This window comes from Photobacterium sp. TY1-4, from assembly GCF_025398175.1.
GTDB lineage: Bacteria > Pseudomonadota > Gammaproteobacteria > Enterobacterales > Vibrionaceae > Photobacterium.
On the sequence record NZ_CP099734.1, the window covers coordinates 2,618,359 to 2,637,311 of the forward strand.

At 57.0% G+C, this 18,953-nt stretch carries 19 protein-coding genes; all 19 read right to left on the reverse strand.

Features of this window, described 5'->3' with window-relative positions:
• Window positions 1-7: 7 nt before the first annotated feature.
• The gene (gene cheY, locus NH461_RS12235; protein WP_039467413.1) at window positions 8-379 is read right to left on the reverse strand and encodes a chemotaxis response regulator CheY; all 372 of its coding nucleotides are present in this window, start codon (window positions 377-379) and stop codon (window positions 8-10) included.
• Between the two features lie 54 nt (window positions 380-433).
• A complete protein-coding gene (locus tag NH461_RS12240) occupies window positions 434-1,156 on the reverse strand; it encodes an RNA polymerase sigma factor FliA (RefSeq protein WP_261600620.1) in 723 nt (240 codons plus the stop codon).
• Window positions 1,149-2,036 carry a MinD/ParA family protein gene (locus NH461_RS12245; protein WP_261600621.1) on the reverse strand — a complete coding sequence of 296 codons (888 nt, stop codon included), beginning with the start codon at window positions 2,034-2,036 and terminating at the stop codon, window positions 1,149-1,151. The genes NH461_RS12240 and NH461_RS12245 overlap by 8 nt, the downstream gene beginning before the upstream one ends.
• Window positions 2,029-3,663: a flagellar biosynthesis protein FlhF gene (flhF, locus tag NH461_RS12250; protein ID WP_261600622.1), complete on the reverse strand. Its 1,635-nt coding sequence runs from the start codon at window positions 3,661-3,663 to the stop codon at window positions 2,029-2,031. Before flhF ends, NH461_RS12245 begins: the two co-directional genes overlap by 8 nt.
• A 67-nt stretch (window positions 3,664-3,730) precedes the next feature.
• Entirely contained in the window at window positions 3,731-5,827 is a 2,097-nt protein-coding gene (gene flhA, locus NH461_RS12255) for a flagellar biosynthesis protein FlhA (RefSeq protein WP_261600623.1), read from the reverse strand.
• Window positions 5,828-6,001: 174 nt separating this feature from the next.
• Complete coding sequence (flhB, locus tag NH461_RS12260) at window positions 6,002-7,132, reverse strand: flagellar biosynthesis protein FlhB (protein WP_261600624.1); 1,131 nt, start codon at window positions 7,130-7,132, stop codon at window positions 6,002-6,004.
• On the reverse strand, window positions 7,132-7,914 hold the full coding sequence (gene fliR, locus NH461_RS12265; protein WP_261602900.1) for a flagellar biosynthetic protein FliR: 783 nt from the start codon (window positions 7,912-7,914) through the stop codon (window positions 7,132-7,134). The genes flhB and fliR overlap by 1 nt, the downstream gene beginning before the upstream one ends.
• Window positions 7,915-7,949: 35 nt before the next feature.
• Window positions 7,950-8,219 (reverse strand): flagellar biosynthesis protein FliQ, encoded by a 270-nt coding sequence (gene fliQ / locus NH461_RS12270; protein WP_255388230.1) that lies wholly within the window; start codon window positions 8,217-8,219, stop codon window positions 7,950-7,952.
• A gap of 14 nt (window positions 8,220-8,233) precedes the next feature.
• Window positions 8,234-9,028: a flagellar type III secretion system pore protein FliP gene (gene fliP, locus NH461_RS12275; protein WP_261602901.1), complete on the reverse strand. Its 795-nt coding sequence runs from the start codon at window positions 9,026-9,028 to the stop codon at window positions 8,234-8,236.
• 19 nt (window positions 9,029-9,047) lie between these two features.
• A complete protein-coding gene (gene fliO / locus NH461_RS12280) occupies window positions 9,048-9,458 on the reverse strand; it encodes a flagellar biosynthetic protein FliO (RefSeq protein ID WP_261600625.1) in 411 nt (136 codons plus the stop codon).
• Between the two features lie 8 nt (window positions 9,459-9,466).
• The gene (gene fliN / locus NH461_RS12285) at window positions 9,467-9,859 is read right to left on the reverse strand and encodes a flagellar motor switch protein FliN (RefSeq protein WP_410000079.1); all 393 of its coding nucleotides are present in this window, start codon (window positions 9,857-9,859) and stop codon (window positions 9,467-9,469) included.
• A 12-nt stretch (window positions 9,860-9,871) separates the two neighbouring features.
• Window positions 9,872-10,921: a flagellar motor switch protein FliM gene (gene fliM, locus NH461_RS12290; RefSeq protein WP_261600627.1), complete on the reverse strand. Its 1,050-nt coding sequence runs from the start codon at window positions 10,919-10,921 to the stop codon at window positions 9,872-9,874.
• A gap of 7 nt (window positions 10,922-10,928) precedes the next feature.
• On the reverse strand, window positions 10,929-11,423 hold the full coding sequence (gene fliL, locus NH461_RS12295) for a flagellar basal body-associated protein FliL (RefSeq protein WP_261600628.1): 495 nt from the start codon (window positions 11,421-11,423) through the stop codon (window positions 10,929-10,931).
• 51 nt (window positions 11,424-11,474) lie between these two features.
• Window positions 11,475-13,397: a flagellar hook-length control protein FliK gene (locus NH461_RS12300; protein ID WP_261600629.1), complete on the reverse strand. Its 1,923-nt coding sequence runs from the start codon at window positions 13,395-13,397 to the stop codon at window positions 11,475-11,477.
• Window positions 13,398-13,529: 132 nt separating this feature from the next.
• Complete coding sequence (gene fliJ, locus NH461_RS12305) at window positions 13,530-13,982, reverse strand: flagellar export protein FliJ (protein ID WP_261600630.1); 453 nt, start codon at window positions 13,980-13,982, stop codon at window positions 13,530-13,532.
• 23 nt (window positions 13,983-14,005) lie between these two features.
• Window positions 14,006-15,328 carry a flagellar protein export ATPase FliI gene (gene fliI / locus NH461_RS12310; RefSeq protein ID WP_261600631.1) on the reverse strand — a complete coding sequence of 441 codons (1,323 nt, stop codon included), beginning with the start codon at window positions 15,326-15,328 and terminating at the stop codon, window positions 14,006-14,008.
• Entirely contained in the window at window positions 15,328-16,131 is an 804-nt protein-coding gene (gene fliH / locus NH461_RS12315) for a flagellar assembly protein FliH (protein ID WP_261600632.1), read from the reverse strand. The genes fliI and fliH overlap by 1 nt, the downstream gene beginning before the upstream one ends.
• Window positions 16,132-16,170: 39 nt before the next feature.
• Entirely contained in the window at window positions 16,171-17,211 is a 1,041-nt protein-coding gene (gene fliG / locus NH461_RS12320) for a flagellar motor switch protein FliG (protein WP_261600633.1), read from the reverse strand.
• Window positions 17,204-18,952, reverse strand: coding sequence for a flagellar basal-body MS-ring/collar protein FliF (fliF, locus tag NH461_RS12325; RefSeq protein ID WP_261600634.1), 1,749 nt, complete (start codon window positions 18,950-18,952; stop codon window positions 17,204-17,206). Before fliF ends, fliG begins: the two co-directional genes overlap by 8 nt.
• Window position 18,953: the final 1 nt, after the last annotated feature.

Sequence of the window (18,953 nt, forward strand, 5' to 3'; positions counted from 1 at the left end):
AAAATGATTACTGCATCCGCTCGAAAATCTTATCTAACTTTTCTTTCAACGTTGCCGCGGTAAATGGCTTGACAATATAGCCGTTCACACCAGCCTGAGCCGCTTCGATAATTTGCTCACGCTTAGCTTCAGCGGTGATCATCAACACTGGCAAGTGCTTCAGTTCAGCATCCGCACGAATATGCTTGAGCAAATCAATGCCCTGCATACCCGGCATGTTCCAGTCCGTTACGACGAAATCAAAGCCGCCTTTTTTCAGCATGGGTAGGGCAGTCAATCCATCATCCGCCTCCTGGGTATTGTTAAAGCCCAGATCACGTAGCAAATTTTTAACGATTCGGCGCATTGTCGAGAAGTCATCAACAATGAGGATTTTCATGTTTTTATTCAAAGTTGCCTCCACTGAGGTCACAGTGTTTTTATCTAGTGTTTATTAAGCCGTCCAAGACTTTAGCTTGGAACGTAAGCGTTGCATCGCCTGACTATGAATCTGGCAGACCCGGGACTCACTGACCCCGATCACCGCCCCAATCTCTTTGAGATTGAGCTCCTCATCATAGTAAAGAGACAAGACCAGCGCCTCTCTTTCCGGCAGTGTCTTTATTGCTTCAGCCAGTGAATGACGGAAATTATCATCTACAACACCCTGAAAGGGAAGATTTTCTTCAATTGCAGCCTCAGTCGCGATAGCATCTTCGGACACACCCAAATCATCCATCCCCACTAGGCGACCACAATTAACATCATTTAAAGCCTGATGGTACTGTTCGAGTGTCATTTCGAGATGTTCGGCAATTTCCTGATCATTCGGGTCTCGCCCAAGCTCTCCCTCAAGGAAAGAAATGGCTTCCGAAATCCGGCGACTGTTTTTGTACACCGAGCGCGGAACCCAATCACCACGGCGGATGTCGTCCAACATCGCCCCGCGAATCCGGATCCCGGCAAAGGTCTCAAAACTGGCACCTTTGGTGGGATCATAATTCTGCTGTGCTTCAAGCAGGCCGATCATACCTGCCTGAATTAAATCTTCTAGTAGAACGTTAGGCGGCAACCGCCCCATCAGGTGATGGGCTATGCGCTTTACTAAAGACGAATAACGTTCAATAAAGGCATGCGGACTTTCCTGGTACCGTCCGTATGTCAGTGCTTTATTCACCTAGAGAAACCTCATCGGGTGCAGGTTTGACCAAGAGCTTCTCCACGAAGAATTCCAAATGCCCGCCGGCACTGCTCGGCACCGGCCAGGTCAGCGCTTTGGATGCCAATGAGCTCAGCGCCAGGGCTGCCGGGCTGCGCGGGAAAGCCTCAACGACCACTTTCTGCCGCTTGACCGACTGACGTACCCGATCATCCAGCGGCACACAAGCCACCAGCTCCAGGTTGGCATTCAGGAAACGCTCCGTGACCCGGGTCAGCTTGGCAAACAACTCACGGCCTTCGCGGTAACTGCGTACCATATTGGCCACAATTTTAAAGCGCTGGACATCGTACTCGCGGCTGAGGATCTTGATCAGGGCATAGGCATCGGTGATGGACGTCGGCTCGTCACACACCACCACCAGCACATCCTGGGCGGCTCGGGCAAAACTGAGCACCATGTCGGAGATCCCGGCGGCGGTATCCACCAGCAACACATCCACTTCCTCGTCCAGGCTACTGAAGGCCCGAATAAGCCCCATATGCTGCGCTGCCGTCAGTTCAGCCATATTCTGGGTGCCTGAAGCCGCCGGGATAATTTTCACCCCGTAAGGCCCTTCGACGATGATGTCCTGCAAGTCACATTGGCCCGCCAGGACATGGGACAGGTTGCGATGCGCGCGTAGACCCAGCATGACATCGACATTTGCCAGCCCCAAATCGGCATCCAGCACCATGACACGCTTGCCTTCGCGAGCCATGCTCAGCGCGATGTTCAGCGTCACGTTCGTCTTGCCGACCCCACCTTTGCCGCCCGTTACGGTAATGACTTTGGTGGTCGTTAATTTTGTCATACGGCGCAAACCGCTCGCTTGATCGTACATTGCCTTCTCAATCATAAAAGTCCGCCGCCTGATTATCTGAACTATCACTACTCCAGTAATGAGATTGCTGGCTTAATTCTTGCTCTAGTAATTCATTGGCACGCGCCACCAGGTAGTCCCCGGTTGCCACCTTAATATCTTCCGGTACCCGTTGGCCGTCGGCCAGGTAAGCAATCGGCAGTGCGTTCTGAATCGACACACAAATCACTTCCCCCAGACTGAGCGACTCATCCAGCTTCGTCAGTACGCAGCCTGACAACGGGATCCGGCGGAAATGTTCAATCGTTTCGTTCAATACCCGGCGCTGCGCCGTGGACGGCAGCACCAGAAAGCTGCGGATTTGCGAGCCACTGTTTTGCATCAGGGTATCCAGTTGCTCCGACAGGCGGATATCCCGCTGCCCCATCCCCGCAGTATCCAGCAGCACCAGGCGTCGGTGTCTCAGCTGATGCAGTATATCGGCCAACTCTTCCGCATCTTTAGCCACCCGAACCGGGCAGCCCATAATCCGGCCATACGTTGCCAGCTGTTCATGGGCGCCGATCCGGTAGGTATCCGTGGTCACCAGGGCAATCTGCTCCGGGCCAAAATCCATCGCCGCACGGGCGGCCAGCTTGGCAATCGTGGTGGTTTTCCCCACCCCGGTCGGTCCAAGCAGCGCCACGACCCCGCCGGTTTCGAGAATACAGTCATCGGTGGTGATAAGCTGGTCGGAGAGCAGATCGAGCAACGCCGGCCAGGCTTCGTTCGCTGGCACATCTTCCGGAATATAACAGGCCAGCTGATCGGCCAGTTCCGGCGACAGGCCCATTTTCTCCAGACGCTTAATCATCATCGCCCGCATCGGCTCACGACGCTCAACCTCCTGCCACATCAGCCCGGACAGCTGATGCTCGAGCAAACGGCGAATCGAGGCCATTTCATTGCGCATCGATTCGATTTCATCGCCGGCATGCCCGCCACGCGGTTCATAGCGACTCGGATCAAGACGATTACCGTGACGCTGGTTGCCCGCTTTGGTTTCCGGTCCTTGTGCCTGCGGGCGGCGGTAGTCACCGATATCCAGCGCATGTTTGGGCGATTGCCCGGACAGACGGCTCCCGTTGCCACCCCGTTGCTGGCGGCGCTCCGGGCGGGCCTCGGGATCATAGTGCCCCTGGCGGCGGTTCCCCTGCCCCGGGTTCGGCTGATCATAGCCGCCCTGAAATGCACGACGCTCAGGACGTTCCGGCTGTTCGTAGCCACGACCTTGCCCGCGCTCCTGACCGGGTGAACTTTTTGCCTGACGTTTGAGCAGCGCAGACAAAGAATCGACTTCCGTCTCTGCCTGCTCCGGCTCCTGGCTACCGCCGGTATAATTTTGCAGCACATTGGCAAAACGGCTGGCGGCCGACTGCTTGAGTTGGACCTTATCATCAGCCAGCTTGCGTCGTGCCTGCCCCAGACGGTTCGACAGCGCTTCCCGCGTTGCCTGGGAAGCCTTCGGCGGTTCATTGCCGGCGTCGGTATCGACTGCCGCGACAATTTCGACGCCGCCCGTCACTTTTTTATTCGACATGATCACTGCATCAGCACCGAGCTCTTCTTTTACTTCGCTCAATGCAGTGCGCATGTCTTTGGCAAAAAATCGCTTAATCTTCAATCTCGTCTTCCCGTTTCATCACGCTATTGCCGGCGGCTCAGGCCAGCCAGCTTCCACCCGTGGCGATTTAATTGCCCACGGCATGGACAATCCGGATCTGCTTTTCATCCGGCACTTCCTGATACGACAGGACCCGCAGTGACGGGATGGTATTTTTGACAAACTTAGCGAGCGTGGACCGCAATACCCCGGAAGTCAGTAATACGGCAGGCTCTCCTTTGAGCTCTTGCTGCTGTGTCGCCTCGGTCAGGGAGCTTTGCAGGCGCTCCGCCAGCCCCGGCTCAATGCCGGACGACTCACCGCCAGCAGACTGCATTGTTTTATGCAATATCTGTTCCAACTCTGGCGCTAAAGTAATCACCGGCAGTTCAGGTTCTATACCGTTGATTTCCTGACAAATTAGGCGTTTCAAGCCAATTCTGACCGCTGCGGTCAGAATGTCAGGATCTTGACTCTTTGAAGCGTATTCCGAGAGCGTCTGGACAATGGTGCGGATATCCCGGATCGGGATCCCTTCATGCAGCAGGTTCTGCAGTACTTTCACCACCACGCCGAGCGAGAGCTGATCCGGCACAAACGCTTCCACCAGCTTCGGCGCCGTCTGCCCGAGCATCTCGAGCAGGTTCTGAACTTCTTCATGGCCCAGCAGCTGCGAGGCATTATTGGTCAGGATCTGGCTCAAGTGCGTTGCCAGTACCGTGGCCGAATCCACCACGGTATAGCCCAGCGCTTGGGCATGCTCACGCTGTGATTCCATGATCCATACCGCCTCCAGACCAAAGGCCGGATCGGTCGTCGCCTCCCCGTCAATGGTGCCGAACACCTGCCCCGGATTAATCGCCAGCTCCATATTCGGATGAATACTGGCCTCCCCGCACGCAACACCCATCAGGCTTAAACGATAAGTATTCGGCGGCAGCTCCAGGTTATCGCGAATATGCACCGGCGGGATCAAAAAGCCAAAGTCCTGAGACAACTTCTTACGCACCCCTTTCACCCGCTCAAGCAATTCCCCGCCCTGCTCTTTATCCACCATCGGGATCAAGCGATAGCCGACTTCGAGGCCAATCACGTCGACCGGCTGCACATCATCCCAGGACAGCTCCCGCTGGGTCGGCTGCGTGGCCAACTCTGTCGACGGAGCATCGGCTTTGGCCGCCTCGGCTTCTTTTTCTTTCTTGATCCGCCAGTAGGCAATCGCGCCAATCAATACAGCCAGCAGCAGGAACGGGATATGCGGCATGCCGGGGACAATCCCCATCACGAACAAAATTACGCCGGTGATGATCAACGCCTGAGGATTGTTGAACATCTGGAACACCATCTGCTGCCCCATATCCTCGTCAGTATTTTGACGCGTCACCATCATGGCGGCACCGATCGACAACAGAAGTGACGGAATTTGCGCCACCAGACCATCACCAATGGTCAGCAAACTATAGATTTCAATCGCTTCGCCGAAGCCCAATCCGTGCTGGCCCATACCAATCACCAGGCCACCGATAATGTTAATCCCGAGGATCAAAATCCCAGCAATCGCATCCCCTTTGACGAATTTCGAGGCACCGTCCATCGACCCATAAAAGTCAGCTTCTTTGGTGACCTCAGAGCGACGGGTTCGTGCCTGTTCCTGATCGATCAGCCCGGCATTCAAATCCGCATCAATCGCCATCTGTTTACCCGGCAACGCATCCAGGGTAAAGCGGGCACTCACCTCGGAAATCCGCCCGGCACCTTTGGTGACAACCATAAAGTTGATAATCATCAGGATCAGGAACACCACCAAACCCACGGCATAGTTGCCGCCAATGACCACCGAACCAAAGGCATCAATCACCTGGCCGGCCGCATCCGGTCCTTCGTGGCCGTAGAGCAACACCACCCGGGTCGAGGCCACATTCAGTGCCAGACGTAATAAGGTCGCAATCAGCAACACGGTCGGAAACGCGGCAAAATCCAGCGGGCGACGGGTATAAACCGTCACCAGCAGTACCACCAGCGCCAACGCGATATTAAAGGAGAACGCCATATCCAGCAGCAGCGGCGGCATCGGCAGCACGATCATCGCCAGGGTCGCCAGGACCATGATCGGTGCGCCCACGGCCGGCATGGACTGCAGGCGGGATACAGGCAATTTATCCGCAAAAGGTATCGAGAACTTCATTCGGTTTTATCGTCGTTGGTATGATTGGGTGGCCGCGGCTATAGTATCGCTTTCGCTGCGAAACCGGAACCTTCCTAGCAAATCCCGTTCCCGGTTTTCAGCCATAATTTTGACAACCATCCCGTCGCCCTGCGCTGTCGTTGCCGCGACAGGGCGATGCGGCAACAAACTGCCTCAATAATGGTATTCCGGCGGCAGATTCATCGCATCTTTCGACAACTTCGGCCGCTGTCCCCGCCCCTTGCGATACTGCTTCAGCTGGAAGATATAAGCCAGCACCTGCGCCACCGCGGCGAACAACCCATCCGGGATCTGTTGCTCCAATTCTGTCGTGTGGTACAGGGCCCGGGCCAGTGGCGGCGCCGGCACAATATCCACATCATGCTTATTGGCGATTTCCCGAATCTTCAGGGCGATATGATCCGTACCCTTGGCGACCACCACAGGGGCCGAATCAATTTTCGGATCATAGCGCAGCGCCACCGAGAAGTGCTCCGGGTTGGTGATCACCACATCGGCCTGCGGCACGTCCGCCATCATCCGGCGCTGGGCCATCTCCCGTTGCAGCATCCGGATCCGCCCTTTGACTTCCGGCTTACCTTCCTGTTCCTTGAACTCGTCTTTGACTTCCTGTTTGGTCATCTTCAACTGCTCATTGTGCTGCCAAATCTGATAGGGAATATCAATGGCCACCACCACCAGCAATGAGCAGCAGATCAGCAGCACAAACCCCGACAGAATATCCAGGGCATGGAACAGGTTCTGCGGATAAACTTCGATATTGAGCTGGAAGAAGTCTTCCAAGTTCGACCGCATCAGGAAATAGGCCACCCCGGCAACCAGAGACACCTTGAGAATTGACTTGATTAACTCGACCAGGCTCTGCTTGCCAATCATCCGCTTGAGGCCACTCATCGGGTTCATTTTCGACAGCTTCGGCCGCGCCGCTTCGGCGGAGAAACTGATCCCCCCCAGTCCGGCCGCCCCAATCACCGCGGCGACAAACAAAAACGCCAGCACCAACACCAGCGGCAGCGCCACATGCCAGACCGAGCCGGTGATCAGCGCAAACAGCTTGTTGAGATCAAACACCTCTTCCCGGCTCAGGGTAAACATTTTCGCCATCACCTCGGCCAGCCCTTTACCGAGGATTTCACCGAACCACATCAGGCCGACGGCACCCGCCACCAGGACGGCCACAGAAGCAAGTTCTCTTGAGCGCGGTATTTGCCCCTTTTCCCGCGCCTGCTGAAGCCTTCGGGGCGTGGCTTCTTCGGTCCTTTCCTGACCGTCTGACTCTGCCATCAGCAATCCACCCGGATCAAACTACAGATTTGAGAGAAGCCCATGTCCCAGTGGTACTCGTATTGCGGCATGATGGAAGCCACCAGAAACCAGCAAATAACCAGACCGAGCAACAAGGCGAACGAAAAACCGAGCGAGAAAATATTGAGCTGCGGCGCGGCCCGGGTCATCACGCCAAACGACAGGTTCACGGTCAGCAGCGCGACAATCCCGGCCAGGGCCATATTCAGCCCTGCCTTAAACATCAGACCGAACCAACCCGCCAGCTGATAGTAATCGGCCGGTTGCAGCATCGACTCACCAATCGGCAGGGTTTTGAAACTGAGCACCACCATATTGAGCATGGTCAAGTGGCCGTCGGTGACCAGAAACAGCATCACCGCCAGAAACATAAAAAACTGCCCCAGCACCGGGGTATTCTGGCCGTTGGCGGGGTCGACCATGGAGGCAAAGCCCAGGCTCGACTGCATCCCGAGGATCTGGCCGAGCAGCACGAAGGTTTGGGTAATAAACTGGGTGACCAGGCCCATGGCAATTCCAATAATGACCTGCTGCGCGGTGACAATAAACCCGCCGACCGACAACAGCTCAATGGTTTCCGGCACTTTGGGCAGTACCGGCATGACGGCAAAAGTCATGGTGACGGACAGATACAGCCGCACTTTCGCCGACACAAAGCGGGCACCGAAAAAAGTCATCACCATCATCATCGAGGAGATGCGTGTCAGCGGCCAAAAATAATTGGCAATCCAGTCCAGTAACACGGCGGCGGGATACGTCATCACCCAATACTCATCTCAATGCAAAATCGGCTGCATTAATACAGCAGCTGCGGGATCTGCTCGATAATGCGATAAAAGTAATCCATCAGCATCTGCGTCATCATATGGCCGAAAAACATCAGGGCCAGCAGGGTGACAATCAAGCGCGGCAGAAAGCTCAGGGTTTGTTCGTTGATCGAGGTTGCGGCCTGAAATACCGCTACGACCAAACCTATCAACAACCCCGGCACCACAATCGCACTGACCATCACCAGCACCATATACAGAGCGTCCTGGAAAATCTCGACAAAGGCTTCAGGATTCACGGCTACGCCTCCGCTCAGGTGCCAAAACTGCCGGCCAGGGTCGACAGGATCAGGTTCCAGCCATCGACCAGGACAAACAGCATGAGTTTAAACGGCAGCGATACAATCATCGGCGACAGCATCATCATCCCCATCGCCATCAGGACCGAGGCCACCACCAAATCGATGATCAGAAACGGCAAAAACAGCATAAAACCAATCTGGAAGGCAGTTTTCAGCTCCGAGGTAATAAAAGCCGGGATCAGCACCGTCATCGGTACGTCCTGCGGATCGGTCGCCGTCGAGCCCGACATATTGACGAAACTCTCCAAATCCTTTACCCGGGTTTGCTTGAGCATAAAGGCCCGCAGCGGCTTCTGGGCCGCCGTCAGGGCTTCCTGGGCTGTCATTTGCTCATTGATATACGGCTGCAGGGCGGTGGTGTTGATTTGGTCCAGCACCGGCGACATCACGAAGAAGGTCATAAACATCGCAATCCCGATAATCACCTGGTTGGACGGCGTCTGCTGCAGACCCATGGCCTGACGCAGGATCGACATCACCACCACAATCCGGGTAAAGGAGGTCATCAGGATCACGATGGCCGGCAGGAAGCCCAGCGCGGTCATCAGCGCCAGGATCTGCAACGTCACCGAGTAATCTTCGCTGCCGTCCGGGTTGACCGTCACCGACAGCGCCGGGATCCCGCCGCCCTGACCGGTGGCGACCAGCCGGGTTGCCCCGGCTTCGCTTTGCATTTCACTGACCGTCACGCTGTTGCCGGCCGTCTCCGCCAGAGCCGGCATCGCCAGCAGCAGCGTCATCGCCATCAGCACGGCGGCGATCAGACTATTTCTTATCATGCTTTCTTAATAAGTTCGTTAAATGACTGGCAAATTCACCACCACCGGTACCTTCATCGGTAGATACCGGCTGCGCCAGTTTACTGATCAGCGAAATATTCTGTTGGGTGATCCCCACCAGCAGCTGCTCCTCACCGACTTGCAACAATACAATCCGCTCGCGCTGGCCCACCGGCAACTGGCGGAGGATCTTCATGGTCCCGTCGCCGCCCTGGATCCCCGGCAGCTTCATCCGTTTGAGCAGCCAGGCCAGAAACAGGATCACCATCACCACCAGTATCAGCGCAGCCAGCGTGGTCGCAATATTCATATCCGCCGGTGGCGCAGCACTGGCCGGGAGGCTCATCACCAGCCCCAGCGCACCCAACACCCATTTGTCATGTGGCAACTTCAGCATGTCTCAACCTAACGCAGTTTCTTAATTCGTTCAGTCTGGCTGATCACATCGGTCAGGCGGATACCAAACTTATCATTCACCACCACCACTTCCCCGTGGGCAATCAGGGTGCCGTTGACCATCACATCCAGAGATTCCCCGGCAATCCGATCCAACTCGACTACAGAGCCCTGGTTCAGTTGCAACAAGTTCCGAATACTGATTTGGGAGCGACCCACTTCCATCGAGATGGTCACCGGAATATCCAAAATGGTGTCGAGCTTACGACGCTCGTCATCCGTAATCGGCTTACTGTCATCCGTCAGCTCTTCCAGCGGCGCCGGTTGCACCCCTTCGTCAATGGCCTGCTCGGCCAGCGCTGCTGCCCAGTCATCCGCGATTTGTTGATCATCTTGAGACATCACTTACACCTGTTAATCATCGTCATTTGCATCGGCATGGAACAGCGCTTCGCCGATCGCATCATTTTCAAGGAACGCCAGATCGGTTTTCACCATCGTTGGCCGTTTGAGCTTCTCGGTGATCTTCAGCGCCACATTATCACCGGATTTCCCCATCTTGGCCCGGTAAGTCGGCAGGTCTTCGACAAACACGGTTGCCGCCTCCGGCATATCAATCGGAATGACATCGCCCGGTTGCAACTCCATCAAATCCCGCAGGGAGAGCTCGACATCGAGCAACTTGGCCCGTAGATTCACCGGCACATCCATGATTTCGTCCCGCAGCGCTTTGCTCCAGCGTACATCGGTGTCCATCTTGTCACTCTGAACACCGGCATCGAGCAGTTCACGGATCGGCTCAACCATGGAATACGGCATCACGACATGGAAGTCGCCGCCGCCGCCATCAACTTCGATATGGAACGAGCTGACGACGATCACCTCGGTCGGGCTGACGATATTGGCCATGGTCGGGTTCACTTCCGAGTCCAGGTATTCGAACTCAACCCCCATGACCGGAGACCAGGCCTCACGGTAATCCTCAAACACCAGCTTGAGCAGCATCTGGACAATCCGACGCTCGGTCGGGGTAAATTCCCGCCCCTCAATCTTGGCGTGAAAGCGACCGTCACCGCCGAAAAAGTTTTCCACCAGAATAAAGACCAACCGCGCTTCCATGGTGATCAGCGCGGTGCCTTTGAGCGGGCGAAAACGCACCATGTTCAAGCTGGTCGGGACATAGAGCGTATTCTGGTATTCACCGAATTTGATCATCTGGACGCCGTTGATCGACACTTCTGCCGTTTTGCGCAGCATGTTAAACAGGCTGATCCGCATATGACGGGCAAAGCGCTCGTTGATCAACTCCAGGGTGGGCATCCGCCCACGGACAATCCGGTCTTGCGATGAGAAGTCAAACTGAACCACACCGGCTTCGCTCTGACCGCCACCATCATCATCTTCGACGTCATCGACCCCGTGAAGCAGGGCATCAATTTCGTCTTGGGTTAATAAGTCACTCACATTAAACCTATTGCATTACAAAACCAGTAAACAATACGCGTTCGACAACTTTCTGGCCGGACACCTTGACCATGGCATCCTGCACCGATGCCAGCGCCTGCTGGCGCAGGTCCGCCCGGCCGGTCGGAGTCCGTAATTGCTCAACGGTCGCAGCCCCGAATGTTTGTAGCAACGTGCTTTCGATCAGCGGAATATGTTGATTCGCCTGGGATTCATTGTCGTCCCCGCGCACCATCAGCTGGACCTTAACCTGGACCAGGCGATCCCGCTTGTCCCCGGTGACGTTGAAGATAAACGGCTGCGGCAGGATCACATAGTATGCCGGTCCCACCTGCGCAGGTTGCTGGACTTGCGGCAGAGCTGCCGCCGTCTCGGCCTCAGGCTCCTCATCCCCCATCAGGAAAAACCAAGCACCGGCACCGCCGCCCAAGAGCAGCACCACCAGTGCGATGATGATGATCAGCTTTTTCTTCCCGCCGCCGTTCTCTGCGCCATCTGCCATAATTCTGATTACCCTTTGTTGTTCAAGCCGCATTGCTGCGGGGTGTGGTTATTATGCGTAATAATCAACGCGGTCAGTTGGCTGACTCACGTACATCTCTAATGCGTCACTGTCGCCCTGCTGGGACTGACTGCCCGCATGACCGGATTGGCTACCGCCGCCCTGTCCATCCCCGGACTGACTGCTGGTCGCCTGTTGCTGTTGACCGGACTGGCCGGCAAACTGCTGGCGGCTACTGTCTTGCTGGACACTACTTTGTGCCAGTTGCAGCCCCTGCTGGTTCATCAGTTCGCGCAACCTTGGCATCGCCTGCTCCACCAGCTCCCGGGTTTGGGCGTTGCTGACATGGAACTGCACACTGGCCTGATCCTGATTCAACGACAATTTAATTTGTAAACGACCCAATTCCGGTGGATCCAAGCGGATATCCACATGCTTGAGGTTTTTCGCCACCATCACCTGAACCCGCTCAGCCAGCTGTTCTCCGGCTTGCTCTTTACTCAGCATCAAAGGCGCTTGCGCAACCTCAGCCCGTAATGGTGCCGGTGGCATGCCTTGCGCTTGATTCACCGAGGTGATCCCCGGTGCAGCTTCAAGACCACGCCCCTCAGCGCCTTCCGCCCCGTGCGGCATCGCGCCATGGGCCAGAGCCGTCGGCAGCGCTTCGGTGATCCCCTGCGACATCATCGCCTGGGCCACATCACCTGACGCGGCCTCCCCGGAACCACTCATCAGCCCCGGTAATGAACCGCCAGCCTGCAAAGCTATCGACGCCCCGCTCCCGGCAGTCCCGGCCCCCAAGGTGCCCGTACTCAAAGTACCCGTACCCAAAGAGCCTGAAACTGCCTCAGCCACAGCCTGTGGCGTTCCCGGCCCGCTCTGAGCTGCTCGGCGTTGCGCTTCTGCCGATTCAGTCCCGGCAGCCGCTTTGACTTTCTGCGCCACCGCTTCTAACCACGCCGCTTGCTGGCGGGGAAGCATTTGCGCATTGGTACCGCCGGATTCAGCCGATTCAGCCTCAGCAACCATCGCCGCCGGTGTGCCTGGCGCCTTGATGCCTTCAGCGTTCAGCTGCGCCATGGCCGCCAGTTGGCTCGGATCCAGTTTTGCTAGATCGAACTCTGATGGATCCAACTCTGACAGATCGAGCTCGGACGAATCCTGCGTTTGTGGGGTTGCCTCGGTAACCCCCGGCTTATCGGCAGTCAAGCCTTGAGGCAACGCCTCATGAACATTACCCATTCCCCCAGCCATGTTCAGCTCAGCCGTGAATGCTGCGGTTGCCGCCGCCTCTGTCTCTGACAGAGATTGCGCCGCCGCAGCCCCGGACACGTCAGCGGCGGCCGAGAGCGGCAATTCTTTGCCATTGGCCGACTCGGTCCGGAGCACAGCCGACGGGGCTGCTGGCGCCGCCGGAGATGCCAGTTGTTTTTCTGCGGCAGCCAACCGACTCAGCAATGCTTCGCCGTCGTCCATTATCTGTCGCTTCTGGCTGGGATCAAGCCCCTCATCGTCATTATTCTGACGATGAGCCGGTTGAATCAGCTCGCCAGCCTCTGATTGGGAAGATTCGCCCGAATTCGATTGGACCGGCAACGCAGCATCAAGCGCGACGCCATCCCCCTGCGCCGCCGCTGCGCTCAGGTGCTGTTCTTCCGGGGCTGTTTGCCCGGATTTTGATGATTCAGCAACAACTTCGTCCGATGCGGCCAAACCCAGCGTTGCCTGCTCGGTCTCTGCGGTTCCCGAGGCAGCCTCACGGCCTTCTGCCTTTTTGCCTTCTGCGACGTTCAGAGCGACCGGGCGCTGGCGATCACGTGGATTCGTCGCCGACTCAAATGTCTCCGCAAATCTCCCTTTTTCAACTGAATCAACATCTTGCTTTGGTTCAGCCCCGTTCGGGCTGGCTTTACTGCCGCCAGCTTGGGCAGCAGACGGTGTTGGCTCGGCAGAAAAGATGCGAGATGAAAACATAGCGATGCTCGTCTGGATAAGATCGTTAAAGGTTATACAGAAACAATGCAAGAAATGAACCAGAAAGATGAGAGAGGCAGCCGACTGAACAAGATCGCGGCAGTTCCGGCCAGTTGCAGCGAGCAGATAAATTCAGGGCAACTCACGGGTCAGCTTGCGGGCAAACTGCAAGGTTGAGAATTCATCCATCAGCTTTTGCTCCTGTTTGTCCCGGAGCCGCTGCTGCTCTGTCTGTTTCTTTTCCAGTAGCCATTCCACCGAGCGGCGCTTTTTACGCATCTCGTGCCAATGGGCACTGCACTGCTCAACCTGCCGTTCGAACTGGGCCCCGGCAGCTTTCTGCTTCACCAGCGTTTCATCGAGCTGGTTGAGGAATTTCTGCAAGTGGCCGAAGCTGCTGGCCGTGAGTCCGTTCTGGCCCCGAGCCGTCAGTTGCTTGCTGTAATCAAGCCGGTACTGCTCGATTTGCTGCAGCTGCTGGTAATAGCTCTCCAGCTCCAGACGCGCCTGATTGAGCGCCAGGGATGCCTGGTGCTCATCTTCTTTGGTTTTCTCCAGAATCAACGTCAGTGCCGTGTCCGCCATGTCAGCTCCGCTTGTGTTTCAGGTTAACCGCTCAGGGTCGAGCGAAGCATGTTGATGCACATCTCATAAGGCACCGACTCTTTCATCGACTGTTGCAGGTAGGCGTCCAGTTTAGGCTTATAACTGAATGCCTGATCAATCCCGGGATCAGTACCCGGTTTATAGGCGCCAATCGACACCAAGTCCTGGTTCTTACGGCAAATCGACAGGATCTGGCGCACAGCTTTCGCCATCAGCATGTGCTCTTCACTGACAATCGCCGGCATCACCCGGCTGACGGAGCGCTCGACATCGATCGCCGGATAATGACCGGCATCCGCCATTTCGCGCGACAGCACAACGTGGCCGTCAAGGATCGCCCGCGAGGCATCGGCGATTGGGTCCTGCAAATCATCGCCTTCCGTCAGGACGGTAAAAAAAGCCGTGATCGAGCCTTGGTGCTCGCCCCCGTTCCCGGCGCGCTCAACCAGCGCCGGCAGCTTGGCAAACACCGACGGCGGATATCCTTTGGTTGCCGGCGGCTCGCCGACCGACAAGGCGATTTCCCGCTGCGCCTGGGCAAAGCGAGTGAGTGAATCCATCAACAACAGCACATCCAACCCCTGATCGCGGAAGTACTCGGCGATAGTCAGGGCCGTCTGACAGCCTTTCAGGCGCATCAACGGGGAAGCATCGGCCGGGGCCGCCACGACCACCGCCCGCTGGCGACCTTCGACGCCCAGAATTTCATCGATAAATTCTTTGACCTCACGGCCCCGCTCGCCAATCAGCCCCACCACCACCACCTGGGCGGTTGTCCCCCGGGTCATCATCCCGAGCGTTACCGACTTGCCAACCCCGGAGCCGGCAAACAAGCCGATCCGCTGGCCTTTACCGACCGTCAATAGGCCGTTGATTGCCTTGAGTCCAACATCCAGCGGCTCCTTGATCGGCTTACGGGCGAGCGGGTTGATCGGATCGGCGTTAAACGCGGCCCGCTCGGCAGTATAAATGTCACCCAGGCCATCAAGCGGGTTGCCGACGCCGTCGATCACCCGTCCCAGCAATTCCGACCCGACCGGCAAGCCACTGTTTTGCAGCACCGGGGTAACTCTGGCCCCCGGCATAATGCCGGTCAGTTGCTCGCTGGGCATCAGGAACAGGGTCTCTCCGGAAAAGCCGACGACTTCAGCTTCGATATCCCCGCTGAGGGTTTCCACCCGGCACAGGCTCCCGACCGGCGCCCGGCAGCCGACCGCCTCCAGTGTTAACCCGACCACCCGAACCAGGCGACCCGAGGCCACCGGCCGACAGGCCAGATGCTCGGTTTTGTAACGGCCGAGGCGCTCGGCCAGCGTGGCTGCCATTACTGGCCTCCGGTACTGTGCTGGCTATTGGCGCCCTGGAACTGTTGTAAGAGGTGGCGGATCCGATCCTCGATGAGGTAGTCCACGCTGGCGTCGCCCGACACGACCTGCAGGTCGCCACGGTTGAGCGACGGCTCAGCTTGCAGCGTCCATTGACGCTCCGTGAGATTGTCTTCGCCGTAGGCCTCTTTCACCAAGGTTAAATCATCCGGGTGCAGGTTCATTTGCACCTTGCGACCGGCAATCGGCAGCGCGCCCATCACCTCACGAATGGTATTTAGAATAATTTGAGGATTGGTTTGCACCTCCACCCGGATCAGCTCCCGGGCCAGGCAGGCGACCATTGATACCATTTGCTGTTCGACTTCAGCATCCACCTGCTGTAATGGCGTTGCCAGTTGCTCTATCAGCGACGTCAGATGCGCCACCTGCTCGGTAATTTGCGTCTGTCCCTGCTCCAGGCCCTGAGCCAGCCCCTGTTCAAACCCTTCCTGGTGACCGGATGCCAGACCTGCTTCGTGTCCGGCCTGGAGCCCTTCGGCATGACCGGCGGACCGGCCTTCAGCCAGCCCTTCTTCATAAGCCGAATGGCGGATTTCTTCGAGATCGGCTGCCGTTAACGGCGGCGGGCCTTGCTCTTCCGGCATTGCTTCCAGTTCGGGATGCCACTGTGGATCATAGTTCAGGGCATTATCCACCGGTCCCTGCTGTTCATCGGCGTAGTCCGGGTATGCCCAGCGCTCAAGCTCCTGCGCCTGGTGCTCGGACACCCGTAAAAAACCGCGACGGCGTTCAAGACTCATCGCCACTCCTCAGGACCATGTCCCGGCATCATCCACTCATTACAGGAATTCATCCGCGCCGCCTCCGGTCAACATCAGCTCACCGGCATCAGACAAGCGACGGGCGATCGACAGAATCTCTTTCTGCGCAGCTTCCACATCGGAAACGCGGATCGGTCCCATCGCTTCCAGATCGTCCTGCAGCATTTCCGCAGCCCGTTTGGACATATTGCGCAGAATTTTATCCCGCAGCACATCGTCGGCCCCTTTGAGGGCCTGTTGCAGCAGATCTTGCGGTACATCACGCAGCAGCGTCTGGATCCCGCGATCATCGACTTCAGCCAGGTTATCAAAGACAAACATCAGATCGTCGATCTGGGTCGCCATATCTTCATCGGCTTCACGGATTTGCTCCATCAACAACCCTTCAACATTGTTGTCGAGGTAGTTCATGATCTCTGCCGCGGCCTTCAGGCCGCCAATTTTCGCCGCCTGAGCACCGGCCTGACCGGCAAACTGTTTCTCCATGATGTCATTCAGCTCATGCAGGGCCGCCGGCTGGACTTCTTCCAGGTTGGCGATCCGCATCATCAGATCGAGACGGGTCCGCTCCGGGAACTGCGCCAGGATTTCCGCAGACTGCTCCGGCTCAAGATAGGACAACACAATGGTCTGGATCTGCGGGTGCTCATTGAGAATGATGCTGGCCACTTGGCGCGGATCCATCCATTTGAGGGAATCCAGACCGCGCGAGCCGCTGCCCATCAGGATTTGATCCACCAGGTTATTGGCCTTGTCTTCGCCCAGGGCTGCCACCAGGGTATTGCGGACGAAGTCTTCACTCCCCATCCCGATACTGGTGTATTTCTGGATATCTTCCAGGAAGTGGCGATGCACCGCCGAGACTTTTTCCTGGCTCAGATCAGTCATGGAGGCCATCACGCTCCCCACCCGCTGCACCTGTTTCGGCTCCAGATGGCGAATAATACTGGCCGCATCCTGCTCGCTGAGACTCAGCAACAGGATGGCCGCTTTGTCGGCCCCGGTCAGGGACGACACATCGAATTTTTTTTCTTCCGTTGTCGCGACTTCGTTAGCCATCTTCGCTTACCCAACTTTTCACAACTTGCGCGGCCAGATCCGGCTCATTGGCCACCAGGGCCCGCACCGCTTTCAGCAAATCTTCGTCTTTATGCAGATTCGGCAAATCGAGGGTACTGCTGCTCAGCTCCAGTCCTTCGACGCCATCCAGCTCGGCGCCGATGAGATCCACACCATCTTCGCCAAACTTCCCAATCGGCATGCCGTTTTCATCCAACGGTGTGCCATCCGACGCCTGATTCGGATACAGCAACTTGCGCATTGCCGGGCGGACCAAAACCAGAACCACCACGACAATCACCAAGGCGGCTGCCAACCAGCGGATCCAGGTATTGAAATTCGGGTGTTCCCAAATCGGCAGATCCGGTACCACCTGCTCCTCCGGCATCGCGAACGGTACCGAAATCACTTCCAGCATATCGCCCCGGCGCTCAGAGAAGCCGACCCCGCCTTTCAGCAGGCGGGCAATTTTCGCCAGTTCAGCCTCGCTGACCGGCACCCGGGTGATCTCGCCGGTTTCCGGGTTGGTGATTTGCTTGTAGTCAACGGCGACTGACACGGTCTGGCGATTCACGATCCCGGTTTGTGCCCGCTTGTGCCGAATGGTCGTGTCGAGCTCAAAGTTCCGGGTCGACTCCCGGTGAACCGAGCCATTGCTCGAACCTTTGCCCGCTTGCATTTCCGCAATGTCCTGCGGGATCGACGAATCTGCCGGCGGCTGGTTACTCAGTGCTCCCGGGATCCCGGCCACCACATGACCGTTGTTATAATCTTCCAGCGTATATTCGCTTCGGGTCGACGGCGTGGTCGGATCATACTGCTTGCGGGTTTCTTCAATCGCACTGAAGTCCAGCGACACATCGACCTGCGAGGTATAGTTGCCCAGTCCCAGTACCGGGATCAGAATCGCATCAATTTTCTCCCGCAGCGCCTGCTCTTGCTTACGCTCGAGTTCATATTCCTTCCGCTGCGCCGCCGCACTCGGATCTTCGGTGCCCGAGCTCAGCAAACGCCCGTGTTGATCGGTCACCGTAACCCGGGTCGGCCTCAGGCCGGGCACCGCGGTCGCCACCATATCGACAATCGAGTCGACTTCTTCCTGGCGCAGACTGCCATTGGTGCCCAAAGTCAAAAACACCGAGGCCGAGGCTTCCTGGTTATGCCGTACAAACACACTTTGCTTCGGCATCGCCAGCAAGACCTGGGCTTTACGCACCTGGCGGATTTGTTCAATGGCCCGGGCCAGCTGACGCTCCCGGCTCAGCTTCAGGCGCTCACGTTCCAGGCGCTGTGATACCCCAAACCCCATATCCTGCAGCAGGATTTCATCACCTTCGGCGACATTGTTATTCAGGCCGGCTCGGCTCATTTCCAGCTTGATCGACGAGAATTTGTCTGCCGCGACTCGGATTGTATTGCCGTCGAGGGTGTATTCGATCTTTTTCTGATCAAAATGATCCAGGATCGGGATGAGCTCCTCGGTTTCAAACGTCCCGAGCGGCCGCATTTCCGGCTCTTTGATCCAGACCACCACCAGCACAATCAGCGCCACACAAATCGCGATCGACAAGACCAGGATCACCTGACGCAATAAGTCCAGATTCCCCAGCAGGCTATCAACACGACCGGCACTCTTTTCCTCGGTGTCCGGGTTCTGCAGCTCCAGTTCGGAGTCGGTCACTGCCGGCGGAGGCGCATTACCGGCAACCGCCAGCTCGTGGTTTGAAGATGATTCCGACACT